The sequence below is a fragment of the Burkholderia sp. LA-2-3-30-S1-D2 genome, assembly GCF_001523915.2.
Classification (GTDB): Bacteria; Pseudomonadota; Gammaproteobacteria; order Burkholderiales; family Burkholderiaceae; genus Burkholderia; species Burkholderia diffusa.
Genome location: NZ_CP013385.1, coordinates 763,570 through 784,125 on the forward strand (window position 1 = coordinate 763,570; position 20,556 = coordinate 784,125).

A 20,556-nucleotide genomic window follows, 5' to 3' on the forward strand; every position below is an offset into this window, starting at 1 on the left:
GCCGCGCATCGTCGTCCGGCGCAAACCGAAATGAAAATGAAAGCAACCTCAATCGCATGCGGTGCAGCCGGTGCGACGCGCCGGGGACGTAATATCGCGATTCCACCCGCCGCCGCTACCCGGCCGATCGTGGTCGCTGGCGCGATTCTGGCTTTGACGTGGGTCAAGCCCCGGCCTGTTCTCGGGTTCCGCCGGATCCGCCCGTTACGGCGTTGACCCGTTACCCTCTTTCCGACACGACATGACGCAGCGACCGCTCCGCTCCGCTTCCACGCCCCGACCTGCCCTGTCCCGCGACGCATGCCGGATCGCATGGACCGAAGCCGGCAACCCGCACGGCGATCCAGTCGTCGTGCTGCACGGCGGGCCCGGCAGCGGGAGCCGACCGGCGGTAATCGGCCTGTTCGACCTGACGCGCATGCGCGTCGTGCTCGTCGACCAGCGCGGCGCCGGCGCATCGACGCCGCGCGGCGGCCTGCGTCACAACAACACGATGCGTCTGATCGGCGATCTCGACGCGCTGCGTGCACGCCTCGGCATCGCACGCTGGTGCGTCGTCGGCGGGTCGTGGGGCGCGGCGCTTGCGCTCGCCTACGCGGGGCGACATCCATCCCGCGTGACGAGCGTCGTGCTGCGCGGGTTGTTTCTGACGTCGTCGCGCGAAGTGCGCGGCCTGTTCGTCGGCTCGCGCGCACGGGCGCCGCGGGCCTGGCAGCGCCTGATGGCCGCCGCCGGCACCGCGCGCGCCGATCGCCTGATCGCATGCTGCGCGCGGCGTCTCCAGCCGGGCGCCGGCGCGGCGCGGCAACGCGCGGTCGCGCTCGCATGGAACGCTTATGAGGATGCGATCCTGACCGGGCGACCGGCGCGCGCCACGCGGCCGACGCGACCCGCCGTCGCCGGACTGATCGACAAATACCGGATCCAGGCGCACTACCTGCAACGCAACTGCTGGCTCGGCGAGCGCCGGTTGCTGGCGCTGGCGCGGCAGGCCGCTCAAGCCGGCGTGCGGTTGCATGCCGTGCACGGCACGCGCGACCGCGTGTGCCCGGTCGACAACGTCGACCGGCTCTCCCGCGCGGTGCCGGCGGCCGTCGTCGAACGCGTGCCGGCCGGACATCTCGCGAGCGACGACGCGCTCGCGCGTGGCGTCGCTCGCGCGGTACGCAACGTGCTCGACGTCACGGCAGCAGACGCACCGCAACACGCTGAGCCGCCCGTTCAGTCCCACGCATAGCGGGCGCCGACCCACGCGCCGCGCGGCGCGCCCGGCCCGACGAACTGCTCGTTGACGGGGTTGATCCCGTCGCACGAATGATTCGGACCAGCGAAGACGTTCCGGCCGATTATCCCGAAGCTCGCGTAGCGCTTGTCGAGCAGGTTGGTGATCGACGCGAACAGCTGCAGGTGCTTCGTCACCTGCCTGGTCGTATCGAGGTCGATCAGGCTTCAGCGCCGGGGCTGCGAGAAAGTCGTTCGGCAGAGAGCACGGCGCGGCCGGATCGGCGCATGCGAGCTCGATCGCGGTTGGTGAGCGCATTCCTTCGTTGTACGTCTCATATGCGGTGAAGCCGGGCACTGGATTCCACGTGACGCCGAACGGCTCGTTCACGCACACGCCGTCGACGGATACCGAATGCCCCTGCGGCGTGCCGACGATCGGCGATGCCGTGAAGCCGCGGTAGTTCACGTCCGTCTGGTACGGGTTGCCCGGCGCCTCGTTGATGTCGACGCTCGACACGTTCTTCTCGAAGTAGTCGGTCAGTACGCTGCTGTGCTGACGCATGATGTCCTCGCCGCGAATGGTCTGGACGCTGGCCGGCACGCGCGACAGCCGCGTGCCCATCCCGAGCAGCGGCGTCGTGCCGCCGACGACGATCGGCATCGGACGAAATCGGGACATGCATGGCGGTCTCTCGCGGCGCGGAATCATTGCCGTGTCGAACGGCAAGAAGCATGCCGATGCGTGCAACGTCCTGCCGGCAGCCGATCGAAGCCGACACGCATCGATATGCAACCGCGCACCTGTTGCAGTTCGAGCCACCCCTGTTGCGCCTGTGTCAATTTGGATCAACGAGGCGACGCCTTTGGCCGCGCACCGCACTGTCATGTTTCGCAACACTCCACCCGCGGCTGTCCCCGAACGCAACACACGCGGATCATCCGCGCCACGCCGCGCATGTCGCCGCGGCGCGCACAACCGGCCGCTCCGCCTTGCGCGACAGGGCGCGCGCCTCAATGGCATGCGATTTGCGTGACTGGCTGCGCACTGGACCCGGATCCCCACCCTGCCGGCCCGGCCATGTGTTGGCCGCGGTGCGACCACAATGACTCTGGAGACAACCATGAAAAAACTCTCGGCTTCGACGAGCCGACTGGCAACCATCGGAATCGCGGCGGCGGCCGCGATCGCCTTGAATCCCGGCCTGGTGGACGCTGCCGCTGATTATCCGGCCGTCACGTATCAGCGGCTCACGGATGCGCAACGCGATCCGGGCTGGCTCACCTACTACCGCACGTACAACGGCCAGGCGCATTCACCGCTCAAGCAGATCGACGCGTCGAACGTGAAGCAGCTCACGCAGGCGTGGAGCTACAAGTTTCCGGCCGATCTGAAGCAGGGTTTCGAAGCCACGCCGATCGTCAACGGCCGCTACCTGTTCGTGACCACGCCGAAGGACAACGTGTACGCGTTCGACGCGGCCACCGGCGCGCAATTGTGGAAATACGAACCGAAACTCGGCGCGGAATCGTTCAAGACGGCCTGCTGCGACGTCGTGAACCGCGGTGTCGCGCTCTACGGCAAGAACGTCTACGTCGCGATGCTGAGCGGCGAGGTGGCCGCGCTCGACGCGCAGACCGGCGCGCTCGTGTGGAAGAAGCAGATGTTCGAGCCGGGGCTCGGCTACGCGTTCTCGCTCGCACCGCTCGCGCTCGACGGCGCGATCGTCGTCGGCAGCTCGGGCGGCGAATACGGTGCACGCGGCTTCATCGCGGCGCTCAGCCCGAACGACGGCACGCTGCTGTGGAAGCGCTTCACGATTCCCGGCCAGGGCGAGAAGCACGGTGACACCTGGCCCGACGGCATGCAGGCGCACGGCGGCGCGCCGGCCTGGTTGACTGGCACTTACGATGCGGCGACGCGCACGCTGTACTGGGGCGTCGGCAACCCGGGGCCGTGGCTCGCGGACTTGCGCCCGGGCGACAACCTGTACTCCGATTCGCTGCTCGCGCTGGATCCGAAGAACGGCGACCTCAAATGGCACTACCAGTACACGAAGCACGACACCTGGGACTATGACGGCGTCAACACACCCGTGCTCGCGACGATCAAGTACAAGGGCAAGGAGCGCGACGCGATCATCCACGCGGACCGCAACGGCTACTTCCATGCGATCGATCGCGACACCGGCAAGCTGATCTATGCGGAGCCGTTCGTGAAGGCGACGTCGGTCACCGGCTACACGGAAGACGGCTCGCCGATCCAGGATCCGGCGAAGTATCCGAAGGTCGGCACGACGATCGACACGTGCCCGAGCTTCCTTGGCGGCAAGAACTGGTGGTCGGTGTCGTACGACCCCGTGCGCCATCTCGCGATCGTGCCGGCGCTGCATGCGTGCATGAGCCTGTCGGGCAAGTCGGTCAACTACATGGAAGGGCTGCCGTATCTCGGCGAAGGCTTCGAGATCAAGCCCGAGCCGGGCAGCGAAGGGTACGGCGAACTCCAGGCGATCGACGTGAACACCGGCAAGAAGGTGTGGAGCCACTGGAGCAAGCTGCCGTGGAACGGCGGCGTCGCGACGACCGCAAGCGGCCTCGCGTTCAGCGGCTCGCTCGACGGTCACCTGTACGCGTTCGACGTCGCCACCGGCAAGGTGCTGTGGGAGAGCCCGAAGCTCGCGAGCGGGATCATCGCGCAGCCGTCCGTCTTTGAAGTCGACGGCAAGGAGTACGTAGCGGTACTCGCCGGCTACGGCGGCGCGAATCCGATCTGGGGCGGCCCGATGGCCAAGGCGGCGGACGACGTGCCGCGCGGCGGCACGCTGTACGTGTTCGCCCTCGACCGCGGCTGATCGGCATCCGGCCAACCGTATTGCGCCCGCGCCACCGGCGCGGGCGCCCCTCCCTTTCCCGTTTTCAACCGAGCGTACGATCATGAACATCCGACTTTCCCGCCTCGCCGTGGCCTGTGCGCTCGCGGCAGGCACGGCGCTGACACCGGCGCTCTCCACGGCCGCGACGGCGGTGCGCGTCTGCTCGCTGCCGGGCACGCCGACGGCCGCGCTCGACAAGGCCGTCGCCCGCGAGGCGTTCCGCACGGCCGGCATCGCCGCGAACTTCTCCGGGCACGACGCGGGCGGCAACGACGACGACGGCGTGTCCGCGCATGAGCTCGCCGGCATCCTGGAACACGACTGCGACGTGCTCGCAGGCTTTCCACGCTCGGCCATCGCCGACGCATCCGATACGAAGCTGCTGTTCTCGCAAGGCTACCTGCGCTCGGGCTACGTGAGCGTCACGCGCCGCGATGCCGGCGCGCCGGCCACCGGCCGCGAAATTGTCGCGGCGACCTACGCGAGCCCCGCGCAATTGATCGCGGTTCAGCAGAAGAATGCGCGCTTCGATCTCGAGAACACGTCCGAGCAAACGGTCGACGCGGTCGCGCGCGGCCGCGCGCATCGCGCGATCGTCTGGTATCCGGCAGTCGTCGCGTATCAGGCCGCGCATCCGAAACAGGCGTTCCACATCGGCGCGACGTCGTCGCCGTATGCGGAATGGCAGCTCACGTTTGCGTACGCGCCGCGCTCGGCCGAGTTGCAGCAACGTATCGACGCGGCACTCACGCAAATGAAGAACAACGGCCGGCTGGCCGCGCTGACCCGCAAGTGGGCGCTACCCGGCAGCGCGCTCGAAGCGCACGAGTCGCGCATGCCGTCGCGTTTCCTCGACGGCGCGACGGTGAGCGCAGGCCGCGCGCCCGGTAACCTGCTGCGCGCGCGCAACGTGAGCGCCGGCGGCGGCTTCATTCGTGTCGGCGCGAGCACCGGTGACGCCGCGCCGTCCTTTGACGCGGCCCAGGTCGCCCACGGCAAGGAAATCTACGGCAATGCGTGCGCCAAGTGCCACGGCGCCGATCTCGAAGGCAACACCGCGCCCGCGTTGAGCGGCCCGTCGTTCGCGCCCTTGTCGCATTCGCACCTGACGATCGGCGGCGTATTCGGCTACATGGCGACCAACATGCCGGCGGACCAGCCGGGCAAGCTGAAGGACGACGAATACGCGGACCTGATGGCCTTCCTGCTCGCGTCGAACGGCTATGCCGCCAGCAAGGACAAGCTGACGGCCGATACCGCACATGCGTCGACCGCGCCGCTCGTCGCCGGTCCCGCCGCGCACAAGGACGCGAGCCAGTAATACCGGGCAAGCGGCTTCGCCACGCAATGCAAGTCGCTCCCTTCCCCACGATTTCATCTTCAACAGGAAACGACCGTGACGTACCCGACCTCCCGCAGAACCTTCATCATCAACGCCATCGGCCTGTGCGCGACGCTCGCCGCCGCACGCACGGCATGCGCGGCGCCGCCGCTCGTCGACGAGAACGACCCCGCCGCGAAGACGCTCGGCTATCGCGCGCATGCGTCCAGCGTCGACGCCGCGCAGTTCCCGAAATACCAGGCCGGCCAGCGTTGTGCAAATTGCCGCTTCTACAAGGGCGAAGCGGCAGATACCGCCGGCACGTGCCCGATGTTCGCCGGCAAGCTGGTCGCGGCGGACGGCTGGTGCAACGTGTATGCGAAGCGGGCGTGATGCTTCGCGCGACGGGCTGCCGGCGCGGCATGCACCGGCGCCCGCGGCTGGCATCGACGACGGCGCGCCGGCGCACGCCGTCGCGCATCTGCACGCACTGATCACGGCCGGCCTGTCGCGCGGCTTCGTCACGCGCGGCGACATCATCGACGCGCTGCCCGACGACGATGCAAGCGAAAGCGGTATCGATGCGGCCGCCGCCGTGCTCGCCGAACTCGGCATCGCGGTGTCCGAGCGCGCCGATACCGCGAGCGGCTGGACGCTCGACCGCTACTTCCGGCCGGCCCCGCCCGCGCGCGCATGGCCCGACGGCGACGGCACGCTCGCCGCGGCCGACCTGCTCGCGCCGCGCACGACCGATCCGGTCCGGCTGTACCTGCGCGAGATGGGCACGACGCCACTCCTCACGCGCGATGAGGAATTCTCATACGCGCAGCGCATCGAGCGCGGCCGCGCGGCGTCGGTCGCGGTGCTGTGCGGCGACCCCGATGCGCTCGACGCGCTCGTGTCGATTCGTACCGAGATCGCCGAACGCCGAGCCGCCGCATCGACCTATGTGATCTTTCTCGCCGACGACCCGCGCGACGCTCGACCGTCCAATAACGCCGATGTGGGCACTTCGCCCGCCTCCATCGGTGAGCCCGGTCGCGACGACGAGGCGCCATCGGAGGATTCGGCCTGGCGCGACGCGGTACTGACACGGCTCGCCCGCATCGACGCATTCGCGGACGGCATTCGGGCCGCGCTGGCCTCGGGCGGCACCGCGTCTGGAGCGTATCGCATGCACGTACGCGACGCCGCGGCGCTGCTCGGCACGCTGTGCCTGTCCGCCCGTGCACTCGAACGGATGAGCGAACCGTTGCGCAGCCGTGCACGCCGGCACCGCGCGCTGCGGGGCCGGCTGGCGCGGTTGTTGGCCGACGTGGGCGTTCCACCGTCGTTCGCGCAGACGGACCACGACGATCACGCCGGCTGGCTCGCGTCGTGCATTGCCGCGCATCCGGCCTGCGGGCCGACGCTGACGCGACGTGCGGCCGAATTCATCGACGCACGCGTCGCGATCGTGCGCGATGCCCCGGCGTCGGAACTGCCGCCCGGCGCGACCGCGTCGCTCGATGCCCGGCTCGGTGCGATCGAACGCGCGATGCAACCGGCGAAAACGGGCTTGTTCGACGCGAACCTGCGGCTCGTCGTGTCGATCGCGAAGCGCTATCCCGATCGCGGCCTGCCGTTCGCGGACCTGATCCAGGAAGGCAACATCGGTCTGTTGAAGGCCATCGAGCGCTACGACTACCGGCGCGGCTTCCGCTTCTCGACGTACGCGACCTGGTGGATCCGGCAGGCGATCACGCATGCGCTCGCCGACCTCGGCCGCACGATCCGCGTGCCGACGCATACGGTCGACGCGCTGAACAAGCTCACGCGGCTCGCGCGCGAGCATCGGCAACGCGCGGGCACGGCCGCGACGCCGGCCGAACTTGCCGTCCACATGGGCGAGCCGGTCGACAAGGTGCGCGATCTGCTTGCGATCGTGAAGGAACCCGTGTCCGCGGACCTGCCGGTTTCGCCGGAAGGCGACATGACGTTCGCCGACGTCGCGCCGGACCTGTCGTCGCCGTCGCCCGAGGACGCCGCCGGCGCCACCCAATTGCGCAACACGATCGCTGCCGCGATCGACCGGTTGCCGCCGCGCGAGGCGATGGTGCTCCGGCTGCGCTACGGGCTGCACGCGGACGAAGGCTGCTCGCTGCGCGACATCGGCCGCCAGATGAATCTGTCCGCCGAACGCGTGCGGCAGATCGAGGCGTCGGCACTCACACGCCTTCGTGCGTCCGACGCGCTCGGCGTGCTGCGGTCGTTCATCGCATAGCGTGACGTCAATCCCACGGTGCACACGCCGTGCGTCGTGCGTCGTGTTGACGTCTGCAACACCCGCTGCTGCATTTCGACGCAACATGCAGGCCGACGAGATCGCCGATCGTTCTGTCGTTCATTGATTTGCAGTGCAGATCGATCGACGAAAGCCGCTCGACGACGCGCATGTACGCCGTTCCGGCTGAATACCCGCACGATTGGCATGCAAGTTGCGTTTCGAGAGTCAGACCACACCCAACGATTTGCATGGAGACCATCTTGACCGCCCTCGTATCGATCCTTCAGGAGCGCCGAATCTTCGAACCGCCGGCCGACACGCGCGAGCGCGCGACCATTTCCGGCATGCCGGCCTACCAGGCGCTTGCCGCCGAGGCCGAGCAGGATTACGAGGGCTTCTGGGCGCGTCTCGCGCGCGAGGGCCTCAGCTGGCACAAGCCGTTCACCAAGGTGCTCGACGAGAGCAATGCGCCGTTCTACAAGTGGTTCGACGACGGTGAGCTGAACGCCTCGTACAACTGCCTCGACCGTCACGTCGAAGCCGGCAACGGCGAGCGCGTCGCGGTGATCTTCGAGGCCGACGACGGCACCGTCACGCGCGTCACCTACGCCGATCTGCTGGCACGTGTATCGCGCTTCGCGAATGCGCTGAAGAAACGCGGAATCGGCAAGGGCGATCGCGTCGTCATCTATATTCCGATGTCGATCGAGGGCATCGTCGCGATGCAGGCCTGCGCGCGCATCGGGGCCACGCACTCGGTCGTGTTCGGCGGCTTCTCCGCGAAATCGCTGAACGAGCGGCTCGTCGACGTCGGCGCGGTCGCCCTCATCACCGCCGACGAGCAGGCGCGCGGCGGCAAGACGCTGCCGCTCAAGAGCATCGCCGACGAGGCGCTCGCGATGGGCGGCTGCGAAGCAGTCAAGAGCGTGATCGTCTATCGCCGCACCGGCGGCAAGATCGACTGGCACGCCGGGCGCGACCTGTGGATGCACGAGATCGCCGACGGCGAGCCCGACACGTGCGCACCGGAATGGGTCGGCGCCGAGCATCCGCTGTTCATCCTCTATACGTCGGGCTCGACCGGCAAGCCGAAGGGCGTGCAGCACAGCACCGGCGGCTACCTGCTGTGGGCCGCGCAGACGATGAAGTGGACCTTCGACTGGAAACCGACCGACGTGTTCTGGTGCACGGCCGACATCGGCTGGGTCACGGGCCACACGTACATCACCTACGGCCCGCTCGCGTGCGGCGGCACGCAGGTCGTGTTCGAAGGCGTGCCGACCTGGCCGGACGCCGGCCGCTTCTGGAAGATGATCAACGATCACAAGGTCACGGTGTTCTACACCGCGCCGACCGCGATCCGCTCGCTGATCAAGGCCGCCGAGGCCGACGACAAGGTTCATCCGAAGAGTTACGACCTGTCGAGCCTGCGCATCATCGGCACGGTCGGCGAACCGATCAATCCGGAAGCGTGGATGTGGTACCACAAGCACGTCGGCCAGGAGCGCTGCCCGATCGTCGACACGTGGTGGCAGACCGAAACCGGCGGCCACATGATCACGCCGCTGCCGGGCGCAACGCCGACGGTGCCGGGGTCTTGCACGCTGCCGCTGCCGGGCATCATGGCCGCGGTGGTCGACGAGACCGGCCAGGACGTGCCGAACGGGCAAGGCGGCATTCTCGTCGTCAAGCGTCCGTGGCCCTCGATGATCCGCACGATCTGGGGCGACCCGGAGCGCTTCAAGAAGAGCTATTACCCCGAGGAGCTCGGCGGCACGCTCTATCTGGCCGGCGACGGCACGGTGCGCGACAAGGACACCGGCTACTTCACGATCATGGGCCGCATCGACGACGTGCTGAACGTGTCGGGCCACCGGCTCGGCACGATGGAGATCGAGTCGGCGCTGGTTTCGCACGAGCTGGTTGCGGAAGCTGCGGTGGTCGGCCGCCCGGACGACACGACGGGCGAGGCGGTGGTCGCGTTCGTGGTGCTGAAGCGTTCGCGTCCGGAAGGCGAGGAAGCGGCGGCGCTCGCGAAGACGCTGCGCGACTGGGTCGGCAAGCAGATCGGGCCGATCGCGAAGCCGAAGGACATCCGCTTCGGCGACAACCTGCCGAAGACGCGCTCGGGCAAGATCATGCGGCGCCTGCTGCGCTCGCTCGCGAAGGGCGAGGCGATCACGCAGGACACGTCCACCCTCGAGAACCCCGCGATCCTCGAGCAGCTCGGCCAGTCGCTCTGAATGACGGGGCCGGCATCGGCCGGCCTTACCCAATCTCTTCGACGCACGCGCGTTCGGGCGGCCATCCCCGCCATGAACGCGTCGCATGCGGCCGACACCCGGCCACGCACGTGCGTTCCGCCGCGCCCCATCGTGCGTATGCGGCCCGCGCGCCGGACACCGCTTCGCGGCGGTCCGTCGCATTCCCCGTTCGATGCATCGACGTACAACAACACTGGAGACACCCAATGAAAAACAGAATCGTGATCGGTTGCGCCGCGCTGGCAGGCGCGATGGTCAGCAGCAGCGCCTTCGCACAGAGCAGCGTAACGCTGTATGGCAACCTCGACGCCGCGGTGCTGTACACGAGCAAGACGCTCGACGCCGCCACCGGCGCGAACGCCGGCCATCAGTTCGCGATGACCGACACCGGCATGACGCCGACGACGTTCGGGATGACCGGCACCGAGGATCTCGGCGGCGGACTCAAGGCGAAATTCCAGCTCGAAAGCGGCTTTGCCGTCACCAACGGCGCGTTCGCCCATTCGAACGGCAACTTCTTCGGCCGCCAGGCGTGGGTCGGGCTCGACGGCGGCTTCGGCACGGTCAAGGCCGGCGTGCAGTACTCGCCATTCCTGCTCGCGATCTTCGATTCGGATCCGCGCAGCTTCTCGCACTTCGGCAGCGGGCTGATCAACTACGTCGACAACGTGCTGGTGACGGGCCTGTTCAACCCGAACGCCGTGTCGTACACCAGCCCGACGATCGCCGGCCTCACCGGCAGCGCGATGTTCGCGTTCGGCGGCAAGGCCGGCGACTTCCAGGCCGGCCGCCAGTATTCGGCGAGCCTCAAGTACGAACATGAGGGCTTCATGATCGACGCCGCGTTCTACGACGGCAACGACGGCACCAACCCGACGCCGACGCCGAGCACCGTCGCGTTCGTCGGGCGCACGATCGGCGCCGCATACCGCTTCGGCCCCGTCACCGCGAAGGCGTCGTTCACGAGCTACAAGGTCGGCGGATCGTTCAGCAACAACGTGTATGGCGGCGGCCTCGATTACCAGGCGACGCCGGCCGTCGACCTGAACGGCGGTGTCTGGTTCACCAGCGATCGCAACGACACGGCCAATCACTCGCTGCTCGCGGCCGTCGGCACGACCTACAGCCTGTCGAAGGCAACCGCGCTGTACGCGCAGGTCGCGATGGTCAACAACCATGGTGCGATGAACACCGGGCTCGGGATCAACAACGCGCTTTATGCGGTCACCGGCACGACCGTCGGCGCGAACGTCGGAATCCGCCACATGTTCTGATGCGCAGGAGGCGGTTTCGGTGCCGAATCGCCACCGCCATGCATTCGCAGTCCGAATCATCTCGCGCCGATTTCGGTACGCCAGGACGCGTTCGGATTCGGCGCGATCTCCATCGCGCACGAATCCGTGCCCGACGTATCGCCCATCTCACGCCCGCGCGATCCGCCACGTGCGGCATCCACGCACACCGCAAGATCAGCGTCCGGTATAGACCGCCATCGGCGCGGCCCGGACCGCCGCGCGCCGGACGATACGCGGAGTTGCCCGGCTGCGCCATCCGTGTCGTTTTCGACCGGTTTCCGGGCGCATGACCGATAGTCCGCGTTTCCCGTTTCTCTACACTGCTTCACACCAGCACACACCTGCCGGATGTCGCATGACGCGCGCCGCATCACCGACATCACGGCGATCCCGAGACAACCGCCTTCGTCCCCGACGGTTCCGCATCCGCTCGGCCAGCCGAAGGCTCCTCCAGGAGCGTTCTTTGAGTTCATCGCAAGCGCACCCCGCGAAAGCCCGGTCTTCGCGCAAGTCCCTCAAGCTGGACGACATCACGATCGTCGACCCCGCCGTCCTCAAGCGAGCGGTCGGAGCCATGGCGTTCGGCAATGCGATGGAATGGTTCGACTTCGGCGTCTACAGCTATATCGCCGTCACGCTCGGCAAGGTGTTCTTCCCGTCCAGCAACCCGTCCGCGCAGCTGCTCGCGACCTTCGGCACGTTCGCGGCCGCGTTCCTCGTGCGCCCGCTCGGCGGCATGGTGTTCGGCCCGCTCGGCGACCGCATCGGCCGCCAGCGCGTGCTCGCCGCCACCATGATCATGATGGCCGTCGGCACCTTCGCGATCGGCCTGATCCCCAGCTACGCGTCGATCGGGATCATGGCGCCGATACTGCTGCTCGTCGCCCGCCTCGTGCAGGGCTTCTCGACCGGCGGCGAATACGGCGGTGCCGCCACCTTCATCGCCGAATTCTCGACCGACAAGCGCCGCGGCTTCATGGGCAGCTTCCTCGAGTTCGGCACGCTGATCGGCTACACGCTCGGCGCGGCCACCGTCGCGATACTGACGGCGACGCTCTCGCAGGAAGCGCTACTGTCGTGGGGCTGGCGTGTACCGTTCTTCATCGCCGGTCCGTTGGGCCTCGTCGGCCTGTACATCCGGATCAAGCTCGAGGAGACGCCCGCGTTCAAGAAGGAAGCCGAAGCGCGCGAAGCGGACGAACGGTCGCGCCCGAAACAGTCGTTCGGCACGCTGCTCGTCGAACAGTGGAAGCCGCTGCTCCAGTGCGTCGGCCTCGTGCTGATCTTCAACGTGACCGACTACATGGCGCTGTCGTATCTGCCGAACTACCTGTCGGCGACGCTGCACTTCAACGAAACGCACGGCCTCTTCATGGTGCTGCTCGTGATGGTGCTGATGATGCCGATGACGCTTTACGCCGGGCATCTATCGGATCGGCTCGGCCGCAAGCCGGTGATGATGTTCGGCTGCGTCGGCCTGCTCGTGCTGTCGGTGCCCGCGCTGCTGCTGATCCGCTCCGGCGGGATGCTGTCGGTGTTCGGCGGAATGATGATCTACGGCACGCTGCTGTCGACCTTCACAGGGGTGATGCCGTCCGCGCTGCCCGCGCTGTTCCCGACGCGGATCCGCTACGGCGCGCTCGCGATCGGCTTCAACGTGTCGGTGTCGCTGTTCGGCGGCACGACGCCGCTCGTCACCGCATGGCTCGTCGATCGCACCGGCGACCTGATGATGCCGGCCTACTACCTGATGGGCGCATCGTTCATCGGCATCGTGTCGGTGCTCGCGCTGCGCGAAACCGCACGGCGGCCGCTGCCCGGCTCCGCGCCGTGTGTCGCGAGCCGCGCGGAAGCGCAAGACCTGATTCGCCGCGGCGTTGACGAGGGACGCGTGCGCGACCGCAAGTTCGCGCCGGTCGGCGAACGCGCGTAATCCAGTCCTGCAGTGATGCAAGCCGTTGCGTCGTCATAGGACGCCGCGCGGCACCCCCTCGCGGGCGCCGCGCATCTGACTGTCAGCCCGCCGCGAGCTGCTGTTCGTCGAACCAGTCGAGCAACGTCCGCGTGACGAACGCGGGATTCTCCAGGTTCGAGATGTGGCCGGCGTCCGGCACCAGCGCATGGCGGCAACCGATCACGCCCGCCATCTTCACCGTCTCCGACGGCGGCCGCGCCATGTCGCCCGCGCCGCACATCAGCAGCGTGCGCTCGGCATCCAGTTCAGCGAGCGCGACGAGCGTATCCGGCCGCCCGAAGATCAGTCGACCGAGCGGGACGATCGACTGCCGCAGCCGGTCGGCCGGAAGGTTCGCGAGCGCGGCGCGAAACGCGGCCGGCACCGGGTCGGCAAGGTTCACGTCCGGCCGGAAGAACAGCGGCACGATCGCATCCAGCAACGGCGGCGCGATACAACCGGCGGCGGCGATCGCGTCGAGCATCCCGAAGTAGCGCAGCCGCGTCGCGTCGGGTTCGGACTCCAGCGACGCATCCATCAGCACGAGCGAGCGCACGCGCTGCGGTTCGCGCAACGCGAGCCGCGCGCCCCACATCCCGCCGACGCTCAGCCCCACGACCGCGCACTGCTCGATCTCCAGCGCATCGAGCAATGCGCTCGCGTGCGCGGCGAGGTCGTCGAGCGTCTCGGTGCCGTCGGGCAGCGGGCACGACGCACCATGCCCCCACAGGTCCGGCACGATCACGCGGTAGCGGCTCGCCAGCGCGTCGATCTGCGGCGCCCACATCGCCGAATCCCACAGGTAGCTGTGTCCGAGCAGCACCGGAAATCCGGTGCCGTGATCCTGGTAATGCAGGGTGCTGCCATGAACGATGTGTGCGGGCATGTCGTCTCCGGATGTCAATGCGATCGGCGGCGGCCCGGAAACGGGCGCCGCGGTCCGCGGCGTTCTGCGACGAACGCGAAGCGGCGAATCATCGCACAGCTTGCCCGCGCTGCGTGTGACTGCCGTCGCGCGTCCCGCGACGCATGGCGTCGTGCACTTCCGCCGTGCGACCGGGACGACGCCGGACACCGGAATGTCGAGGCTGTCGCCGTTCGAGACATACCCTTACGTCGCTGCGTGCGTGAGCGATGCGGCCAGCGCGAACGCGGCGGCCGCGACGGCCCGCCATGCTGTCTTCATGTTGATGTGAATGCGCCGTGCGTGAAGCGACCGTTAACGTGTTCGCGGCACCGGACAACCTCGGTCGTCCGGTGCCGCGACGGGCGAAACGCATGATCAGAACACCGCGTGCCCGCTGATGAGGCTCGGCAGCCAGGTGGAGAAGAACGGCATGTACGTGACGATGTTGATCGCACTGAAGATCGCGAGGTAATACGGCCACGCCATCTTCGTCGTCTCGCCGATCGACACGTTGCCGATCGCGCAGCCGACGAACTGCACCGAGCCGATCGGCGGGTGAACGAGACCGAGCGAGCAATTCAGCAGCAGCATGATCCCGAACTGCACCGGCCCGACGCCGCACGCCATCGCGATCGGCAGGAACAGCGGCGTCGTGATCAGGATGTGCGCGGCCATGTCGACGAACGTGCCGAGGAACACCTGAATGATGTTGATGTACAGCAGCATCAGCCAGGGCGCTGCGGTCGACTGCTTCAGCAGCCCTTCGATCGCATCCGGAATCTCCAGGTACGACATCTGGAAGCGCAGCATGTTGGACACGGCGATCAGCAGCAGCACGACGCCCGTCGTGCGCGCCGCATGCGACAGCGCGCGGCGCAGTTTCTCGACGGTCAGCGTGCGGTACACGATCGCGGTCAGCACGAGCGAATACACGACGGCGATCGCGGCCGCTTCCGTTGCGGTGGCGATCCCCTTCGCGACGCACACGAGGATGATCGCGATCACCATCAGGCCCGGCACCGCGCCGACGAAGCTGCGCAACACCGCATACCAGCCCGGGAACGCCGGCAGCGCCGACGAACCGTCTTCACGGCGCGGATAGCCGTGACGCACGGCTTGCCAGTACGCGGCGGCGAGCACGAAGCCCATCACCCACAGCACCGGCAGGAGGCCGGAAAACAGCAGGTCGCCGATCGACACGCCGCTCACCTGCTGGCCGTGCAGCATTCCCGTGATCCCCTGTGCGGCGAACGCATAGATGATCATGTTGGTCGACGTCGGCATCAGCGCGCCGGCGAGCGACGCGTGGGTCGTCACGTTGACCGCGTAGGCCGCGCTGTAGCCTTCGCGCTTCATCAGCGGAATCACCACGCCGCCCATCGCGGACGTATCGGCGGTCGGCGAGCCCGACACGCCGCCGAACAGCGTGCACGCGACGACGTTGGCCATCCCGAGACCGCCTCGGAAGTGGCCGACGGTTGCCTGCGCGAAACGCAGGATCCGGTCCGCGATGCCGCCGTGCAGCATCAGCTCGCCGGAGAAGATGAAAAATGGCACCGCGAGGAACGAGAACGCGTTCATTCCCGAGATCATCGACTGCATCGCGGTCGCGATCGGGAGCCCTTCGACCATATAGGTCAGCACGCAGGCAATCCCGAGCGCGAACGAAACGGGCACCCCGAGCACGAGGAAAATCAGAAAACTGACGGACAGGATCGCGAGTTCCATGGCGTTATTGGCCCGGCGAAGAACGACGAAGCGCGAGCAGGTGCTCGAGCGAGAAGAGGATGATGGCGATCGCCGCGGGAATCGTGATCAGGTAGCGCACGCCCTCGGGCAGCCCGATGATCGGAATGCGATCGCCCATCGTTTCGGCGGCCATGCTGCCGCAGCCGACCATGATCGCGATCGCGAACGCGATCAGGCTCAGGTGCTGGATCGCGATCACCACGGTGCGCGCGCCCGGCGACAGGCGCCTCACGAGCGAGTCGAGGCCGATGTGGCCGCCGTCGCGCACCTTCATCGCCGCACCGAACATCGCGATCACGATCACCAGCAGCAACGCGATCGGCTCGACGAAATCGGGCGCGTTCTCGAACACGTAACGCATCACGACCGCGTAGAACACCAGCACCGTGAGCGCCGCGAGACACAGCGACGCGACCACGGCCAGCGCGCGGAACAGCAGGTCGTTCACGCAACGCAGGAGCGGCGCCGCCGCGCGCGGCCGGCACGGTGCCGCACCGTCCGCGACGGCCGCATCCGGCGAGCCCGCAGCCGCCGCGCCATTCAAGGAAGTGCGACGGGTCACTTGGTTGCCTCGATCTCGTCGACGATCTGCTTCATCTGCGGCGTCTTCTCGTACTTGGCCCACAGCGGCTGCATCGCCTTCACGAATGCCGCGCGATCGATCTGCGCGGCGGGCAGGATCTTCGCGCCGCCCTTCGTCACCGTCTGCTGCGCCAATGCCTCGCGCGCGGTCCACAGCTTCTGGTAGTACGGCACCGAATCGGCCGCGGCCTTCCTGATCGCGGCCTGTTCCTGCGGCGACAGCGTGTCCCAGATCTTCTTCGAGAACACCAGCACTTCCGGCGTCATCGCGTGCTGCGTCTCCGAGTAGTCGGGCGCCACCTCGAAGTGCTTGGTTTCCTCGTACGACGGCAGGTTGTTTTCCGCCGCGTCGACGAGGCCCGTCTTCAGGCCCGTGTAGACCTCGGCGAACGGCATCGGCGTCGGCGTGCCGCCCATCGCCCTGATCTCGTCGACCATCAGGTCGGACGGTTGCACGCGCACCTTCAGCCCCTTCATGTCGGCGGGCGTGCGCACCGGGCGCTTCGCGTAGATCGAGCGCGCGCCGCTCTCGTAGAACGTCAGCGCGATCATCCCCTTCGCCGCGAACGCGTCGAGGATCTTCTGGCCGGCCGGGCCGTACATCGCCTTGCGGAAATGGTCGACGTCGCGGAACAGGAACGGGAACGACGGGATCAGCGACTCCGGCACGATCTCGTTGAACGACGCGCCGTTCACGCGCGCCATGTCGATCGCGCCGATCCGCACCTGGTCGACCGTGTCCTTCTCGGAGCCGAGCGCACTGTTGCCGAACACCTTGATCGAGTCCTTGCCGCCCGTCAGCTTCGACAGCTCGTCGCCCATGTACTTGACCGCCATGTTGGTCGGGAAGCTGTCGCCGTGCACGTCCGCCGAGCGGAACACGCGGGCCTGCGCGGACACCGCGAAGCCGGCCATCAGCGCGACGGCCAGTGCGGTACGGGAGCGGGTGAATCGGTGCTTCATCGTCAGTCTCCTTGCTGGTTGCTCGTTGTTTGGCGGCGATCCGCTCGGCATCCGCATGCATCGATGCACGGCCTTCGCGGATTCGCAGTCATACGTTGTATGACGTGTCGGAGCGAATGTACGTCGGTTAATCGTTTAACTCGATTGGTGCATACCCTATAACGGGCTCTGTAGCGGGCTTGCGGCGGGAGATGGGAAAAAGTCACCTCAACTCGGTGGACGACCTGCAAAACGTTTTCCGGAAACAGGTCTGCATTTGAATCGGCACGATGTTGAATCGCTTTCGCGAGACCGGACGCCGGCTTTCGCTTCTATTTCATTTGTCATAGGATGACTGACTACTACGCGCCCGCAGCCGCACGACGCCAAGCCAGGACGATCAATCGGCCGTGAACCTCACGCTGCACAACGTGAACCTGTCGGTTTGAGCGTCGACCGCGAACCGCGTCGTCGTGAACGTCGAGGCAACGCGCAATATGCGTCCGGCCAACGTGGTCGAGTTCGTCGACTTCCTCCGGCATCGGACCAGTCAAACCCATTCGGCTCGACGTGGGCGCCGCCGTCGTAATGATGATGCGATGACGCTATTCCCCGCCGTCACGCGGGAATAGCGTCATCGGGCCCGGTGCGCCCGTCGTTGCGCGCTTCCGGCATGCGGGCCGGCGCCTGCGCGCGTGTACACGCCGCGGGCACGCGTGATGCGTGCTTGCGGCGACATCGGAAATGCGAATGGAGGTGTGCGATGCAGACGACCAGAACGTCGGCCGGTCCGAATCAGGACACGCCGCTGAATCCGGGCGACGAAGGGCCACCCGATGCGCCGGGCGTGGGCGAGGACCTGTGCGGCGTGTGCCGCGGTACGGGCATGGTCGAAGGACAGCCATGCACGGTGTGCGGCGGAACGGGCAAGGTGCTGCAGGGTATTGGCGGCGGATAGGCGAACGACACGCATGCAGGCCGATTGCCGCGATGCCCGGACGGGCCGCGCCTCGCATGCGACGCCTCGGCACCGGAATCTGCTGCAACGCGGTGTTCGCAGCGTCCTGGCCGGACGCGCTCTCAACGACCGAGGCGTCGATCCCGCAGGAACGCGTTCAGCTCGCCGCCCGCATGCTCGATATGCCGCTTGAGCAGCGATGCCGCCGTGCGCGCATCGCCCTTGCGGCACAACGCGACCAACTCGGCGTGTTCGGATTCGGCCACGTCACGCGCGGCCTCGGACAGCGACAACTGCACGCGCGTGTAGCGGTCGGTCTGCTGCAGCAGCGACGCGACGATCGCCGCCGTCTTCGGCTGGTCGGCGCGCGACAGCAACACCTGATGCAGCTCGGTGTTCAGTTCGCCCCAGCGCCCGGACTGGCTCGCATGCAGCACTTCGCTGTATTCCTCGAGGATCGCATCGAGCCGTGCGAAATCCTCGGCGGTCAGCTTCGGAATCGACTTCTTCAGCAGCACGGGTTCCAGCAGCGCGCGCAGTTCGAACAGTTCGGTGATGTCTTCCGGGGACAGCTCCGAGACGATCGCCCCCTTGTGGGGCAGGATCTTGACGAGCCCCTCGCTCTCGAGCTGCACGAGCGCTTCCCTCAGCGGAATCCGGCTGATGCCGAGCTCGGTCGCCAGCGCATCCTGGCGAAGCTGATAGCCGTCGACATACTCCCCTGTCAGTATACGGCGGCGCAATTCGTTCGCCGCGGCTTCGGCGCGCGTGGCGTAGACAAGAGGAGGGCGTTTCTCGTTCATGTTCGGACTGGGGAAGGCGGTCAGGCAGATGTCGGCGCGGCGGCGGATATTGCATATTTTCTACAATATTAGCAGAGGGCCCGCGCCGTCGAGCCGCCGCCGCATGGAGCTTCATGCTGTCGCGCCCTGCGTTCGGCCGCCTGCGTATGTCGCTTGCCATCCCGAAGCGGTCACCCACGCGATGTGCCCTTGAGCGACCGGTTCCGGATCGGAAGCAGCCGCTCAACAATGCTGCGCATCTCCAGCACGACTTACCTGGAAATCCGGTTCGACTGTGCTGCCGGTGAATGCAAGACTTTCAACGCTATAACGACTCCGCAAACGATGGCGCCGATGCCGAATGCCTCGTCGAACGTAGGCCACCGATGACTTGCCACGAGCCCGAACGACGTCGCGAATACCGTCTCGGTCACGATAAGCTGACCTGCAAGCCCGATTGGCAGCTTCTTCGATGCTATCGTCCACGCCCACGAACCACCAATCGACCCTACTGCGGCCAGAACAAGTGAACTCGCCAGAACAAGTCCGAATGACGACCACTGGATGCCAAGTCTGGTGATATTCAGCAGCGACAGCGGTGCAGCGATTGGAATAAAGAGCGCAATCTCCAGCGCGCCACCGATCATCATCATCGCCGTCCACTTCCTCGGGTCCATCCCCGGGCGCTTTCTTAGCGCGTTTCGATTGGATAGGGCGAAGGCGGTCCACAGCGATACTGCGCCAAACGAGATTGCGATGCCAGCGATGACTCGAGTCGACAGGCCATCAAGCGCCTCCATCAGCCCGGACGAGTTGACCATCATCAAGCCCAACGTGATGAAGCCCAGAGGGATACTCAGAACTCTCCACGATGTGGCCTGAGCGCCCTGATTCCCAACGATGGCAAGCACCACGGGTACAGTCGCGACAATCGCTGGCGGGACAATCGGCCCGGCGAAGCGTACGGCTGACATGATCGTCACGAAATAGCCTACATACCCGACGAGGCCTAGCCATGCCGCGACCAGCCAGTCGACTAAGGTCGCGTGCGACCCGCGATCCTTCACGGCGATGAACAGAACAGCGCCCAATATTCCCGAAAGCAGAAATCGCGTAACAGCCAGGTCGTAAATGGAGTATGGACCGATCACGTAAGGCGCAACAAAATTGAGCGACCAGGAGAATGCCGCGAAAACGGCAGCAAACACACCCATCAGAGACCGCGCCTGCATTCTCAGCTCCCGGAGTCAACGTAATCAGGTTAGCGGGTGCAGCGCCGTCGACCTTCCGAAAACAGCCTTGTTCTTACCCCGGAACGACAAGTTTTATGACGCCAACCCGGTAATAAGCGGCCCTCGGTGCGGCCGCTCACAGGAAAACGTCAGCGACTCTTGATGGCCGGTAAACTTCACCGTCATATAGAATGATGCGCTTTGCCCGCA

Annotated in this window: 16 protein-coding genes and 1 pseudogene; 9 read left to right on the forward strand and 8 right to left on the reverse strand. The window is 66.8% G+C overall.

What is annotated here, in order from left to right:
* Positions 1-241: 241 nt before the first annotated feature.
* Positions 242-1,237: an alpha/beta fold hydrolase gene (locus WS66_RS32560; RefSeq protein ID WP_059605500.1), complete on the forward strand. Its 996-nt coding sequence runs from the start codon at positions 242-244 to the stop codon at positions 1,235-1,237.
* Here the strand turns inward: WS66_RS32560 and WS66_RS34940 are convergent.
* Both WS66_RS34940 and WS66_RS34945 read right to left on the reverse strand, forming a co-directional pair.
* A complete protein-coding gene (locus tag WS66_RS34940; protein WP_059605503.1) occupies positions 1,222-1,419 on the reverse strand; it encodes a hypothetical protein in 198 nt (65 codons plus the stop codon). The two genes, WS66_RS32560 and WS66_RS34940, sit on opposite strands and share 16 nt — an antisense overlap.
* Positions 1,420-1,573: 154 nt before the next feature.
* Positions 1,574-1,882: pseudogene (locus tag WS66_RS34945) on the reverse strand (TonB-dependent receptor plug domain-containing protein); the annotation flags it as partial.
* Positions 1,883-2,345: 463 nt separating this feature from the next.
* On the opposite strand from WS66_RS34945, the gene WS66_RS32570 reads away from it, so the two are divergent.
* From WS66_RS32570 to proP, 7 genes are all read left to right on the forward strand, one after another.
* Complete coding sequence (locus WS66_RS32570) at positions 2,346-4,073, forward strand: methanol/ethanol family PQQ-dependent dehydrogenase (RefSeq protein WP_059605507.1); 1,728 nt, start codon at positions 2,346-2,348, stop codon at positions 4,071-4,073.
* 82 nt (positions 4,074-4,155) lie between these two features.
* A complete protein-coding gene (locus WS66_RS32575) occupies positions 4,156-5,415 on the forward strand; it encodes a c-type cytochrome (protein ID WP_059605510.1) in 1,260 nt (419 codons plus the stop codon).
* A gap of 75 nt (positions 5,416-5,490) precedes the next feature.
* Positions 5,491-5,808 carry a high-potential iron-sulfur protein gene (locus WS66_RS32580; protein ID WP_059510566.1) on the forward strand — a complete coding sequence of 106 codons (318 nt, stop codon included), beginning with the start codon at positions 5,491-5,493 and terminating at the stop codon, positions 5,806-5,808.
* Positions 5,792-7,678, forward strand: coding sequence for a sigma-70 family RNA polymerase sigma factor (locus WS66_RS32585; protein ID WP_059605513.1), 1,887 nt, complete (start codon positions 5,792-5,794; stop codon positions 7,676-7,678). The genes WS66_RS32580 and WS66_RS32585 overlap by 17 nt, the downstream gene beginning before the upstream one ends.
* 251 nt (positions 7,679-7,929) lie before the next feature.
* Positions 7,930-9,924, forward strand: coding sequence for an acetate--CoA ligase (gene acs / locus WS66_RS32590; RefSeq protein WP_442859307.1), 1,995 nt, complete (start codon positions 7,930-7,932; stop codon positions 9,922-9,924).
* A gap of 227 nt (positions 9,925-10,151) precedes the next feature.
* The gene (locus tag WS66_RS32595; protein WP_059600636.1) at positions 10,152-11,219 is read left to right on the forward strand and encodes a porin; all 1,068 of its coding nucleotides are present in this window, start codon (positions 10,152-10,154) and stop codon (positions 11,217-11,219) included.
* A 484-nt stretch (positions 11,220-11,703) separates the two neighbouring features.
* Positions 11,704-13,173 carry a glycine betaine/L-proline transporter ProP gene (gene proP / locus WS66_RS32600; RefSeq protein WP_059600638.1) on the forward strand — a complete coding sequence of 490 codons (1,470 nt, stop codon included), beginning with the start codon at positions 11,704-11,706 and terminating at the stop codon, positions 13,171-13,173.
* Between the two features lie 82 nt (positions 13,174-13,255).
* Here proP and WS66_RS32605 read toward each other — a convergent pair whose 3' ends face one another.
* The 4 genes from WS66_RS32605 to WS66_RS32625 all read right to left on the reverse strand — a co-directional run bounded on the left by WS66_RS32605 (position 13,256) and on the right by WS66_RS32625 (position 17,395).
* Complete coding sequence (locus tag WS66_RS32605) at positions 13,256-14,080, reverse strand: alpha/beta fold hydrolase (RefSeq protein ID WP_059600640.1); 825 nt, start codon at positions 14,078-14,080, stop codon at positions 13,256-13,258.
* A 396-nt stretch (positions 14,081-14,476) separates the two neighbouring features.
* Positions 14,477-15,829: a TRAP transporter large permease gene (locus WS66_RS32615; RefSeq protein ID WP_059449222.1), complete on the reverse strand. Its 1,353-nt coding sequence runs from the start codon at positions 15,827-15,829 to the stop codon at positions 14,477-14,479.
* A gap of 4 nt (positions 15,830-15,833) precedes the next feature.
* On the reverse strand, positions 15,834-16,412 hold the full coding sequence (locus tag WS66_RS32620) for a TRAP transporter small permease (RefSeq protein WP_059600645.1): 579 nt from the start codon (positions 16,410-16,412) through the stop codon (positions 15,834-15,836).
* Positions 16,409-17,395 (reverse strand): TRAP transporter substrate-binding protein, encoded by a 987-nt coding sequence (locus tag WS66_RS32625; protein WP_059600647.1) that lies wholly within the window; start codon positions 17,393-17,395, stop codon positions 16,409-16,411. The genes WS66_RS32620 and WS66_RS32625 overlap by 4 nt, the downstream gene beginning before the upstream one ends.
* 742 nt (positions 17,396-18,137) lie before the next feature.
* Between WS66_RS32625 and WS66_RS32630 the strand changes: the two genes are divergently transcribed.
* Positions 18,138-18,332 carry a hypothetical protein gene (locus WS66_RS32630; protein WP_059600650.1) on the forward strand — a complete coding sequence of 65 codons (195 nt, stop codon included), beginning with the start codon at positions 18,138-18,140 and terminating at the stop codon, positions 18,330-18,332.
* A gap of 122 nt (positions 18,333-18,454) precedes the next feature.
* Here the strand turns inward: WS66_RS32630 and WS66_RS32635 are convergent, their stop codons facing one another.
* Positions 18,455-19,135, reverse strand: a complete 681-nt coding sequence (locus WS66_RS32635; RefSeq protein ID WP_059600652.1) for a GntR family transcriptional regulator — start codon at positions 19,133-19,135, stop codon at positions 18,455-18,457.
* Positions 19,136-19,386: 251 nt separating this feature from the next.
* On the reverse strand, positions 19,387-20,328 hold the full coding sequence (locus tag WS66_RS32640) for a DMT family transporter (RefSeq protein ID WP_159086617.1): 942 nt from the start codon (positions 20,326-20,328) through the stop codon (positions 19,387-19,389).
* Positions 20,329-20,556 lie beyond the last annotated feature (228 nt).

Excerpts from the sequence above, each read along its gene's own strand:
- WS66_RS32560 (WP_059605500.1), top strand. The coding sequence starts at position 242 with ATGACGCAGCGACCGCTCCGCTCCGCTTCCACGCCCCGACCTGCCCTG.
- WS66_RS32570 (WP_059605507.1), top strand. The coding sequence starts at position 2,346 with ATGAAAAAACTCTCGGCTTCGACGAGCCGACTGGCAACCATCGGAATC.
- WS66_RS32575 (WP_059605510.1), top strand. The coding sequence starts at position 4,156 with ATGAACATCCGACTTTCCCGCCTCGCCGTGGCCTGTGCGCTCGCGGCA.
- WS66_RS32585 (WP_059605513.1), top strand. The coding sequence starts at position 5,792 with ATGCGAAGCGGGCGTGATGCTTCGCGCGACGGGCTGCCGGCGCGGCAT.
- acs (WP_442859307.1), top strand. The coding sequence starts at position 7,930 with ATGGAGACCATCTTGACCGCCCTCGTATCGATCCTTCAGGAGCGCCGA.
- WS66_RS32595 (WP_059600636.1), top strand. The coding sequence starts at position 10,152 with ATGAAAAACAGAATCGTGATCGGTTGCGCCGCGCTGGCAGGCGCGATG.
- WS66_RS32605 (WP_059600640.1), bottom strand. The coding sequence starts at position 14,080 with ATGCCCGCACACATCGTTCATGGCAGCACCCTGCATTACCAGGATCAC.
- WS66_RS32615 (WP_059449222.1), bottom strand. The coding sequence starts at position 15,829 with ATGGAACTCGCGATCCTGTCCGTCAGTTTTCTGATTTTCCTCGTGCTC.
- WS66_RS32625 (WP_059600647.1), bottom strand. The coding sequence starts at position 17,395 with ATGAAGCACCGATTCACCCGCTCCCGTACCGCACTGGCCGTCGCGCTG.
- WS66_RS32630 (WP_059600650.1), top strand. The coding sequence starts at position 18,138 with ATGCAGACGACCAGAACGTCGGCCGGTCCGAATCAGGACACGCCGCTG.
- WS66_RS32635 (WP_059600652.1), bottom strand. The coding sequence starts at position 19,135 with ATGAACGAGAAACGCCCTCCTCTTGTCTACGCCACGCGCGCCGAAGCC.
- WS66_RS32640 (WP_159086617.1), bottom strand. The coding sequence starts at position 20,328 with ATGGGTGTGTTTGCTGCCGTTTTCGCGGCATTCTCCTGGTCGCTCAAT.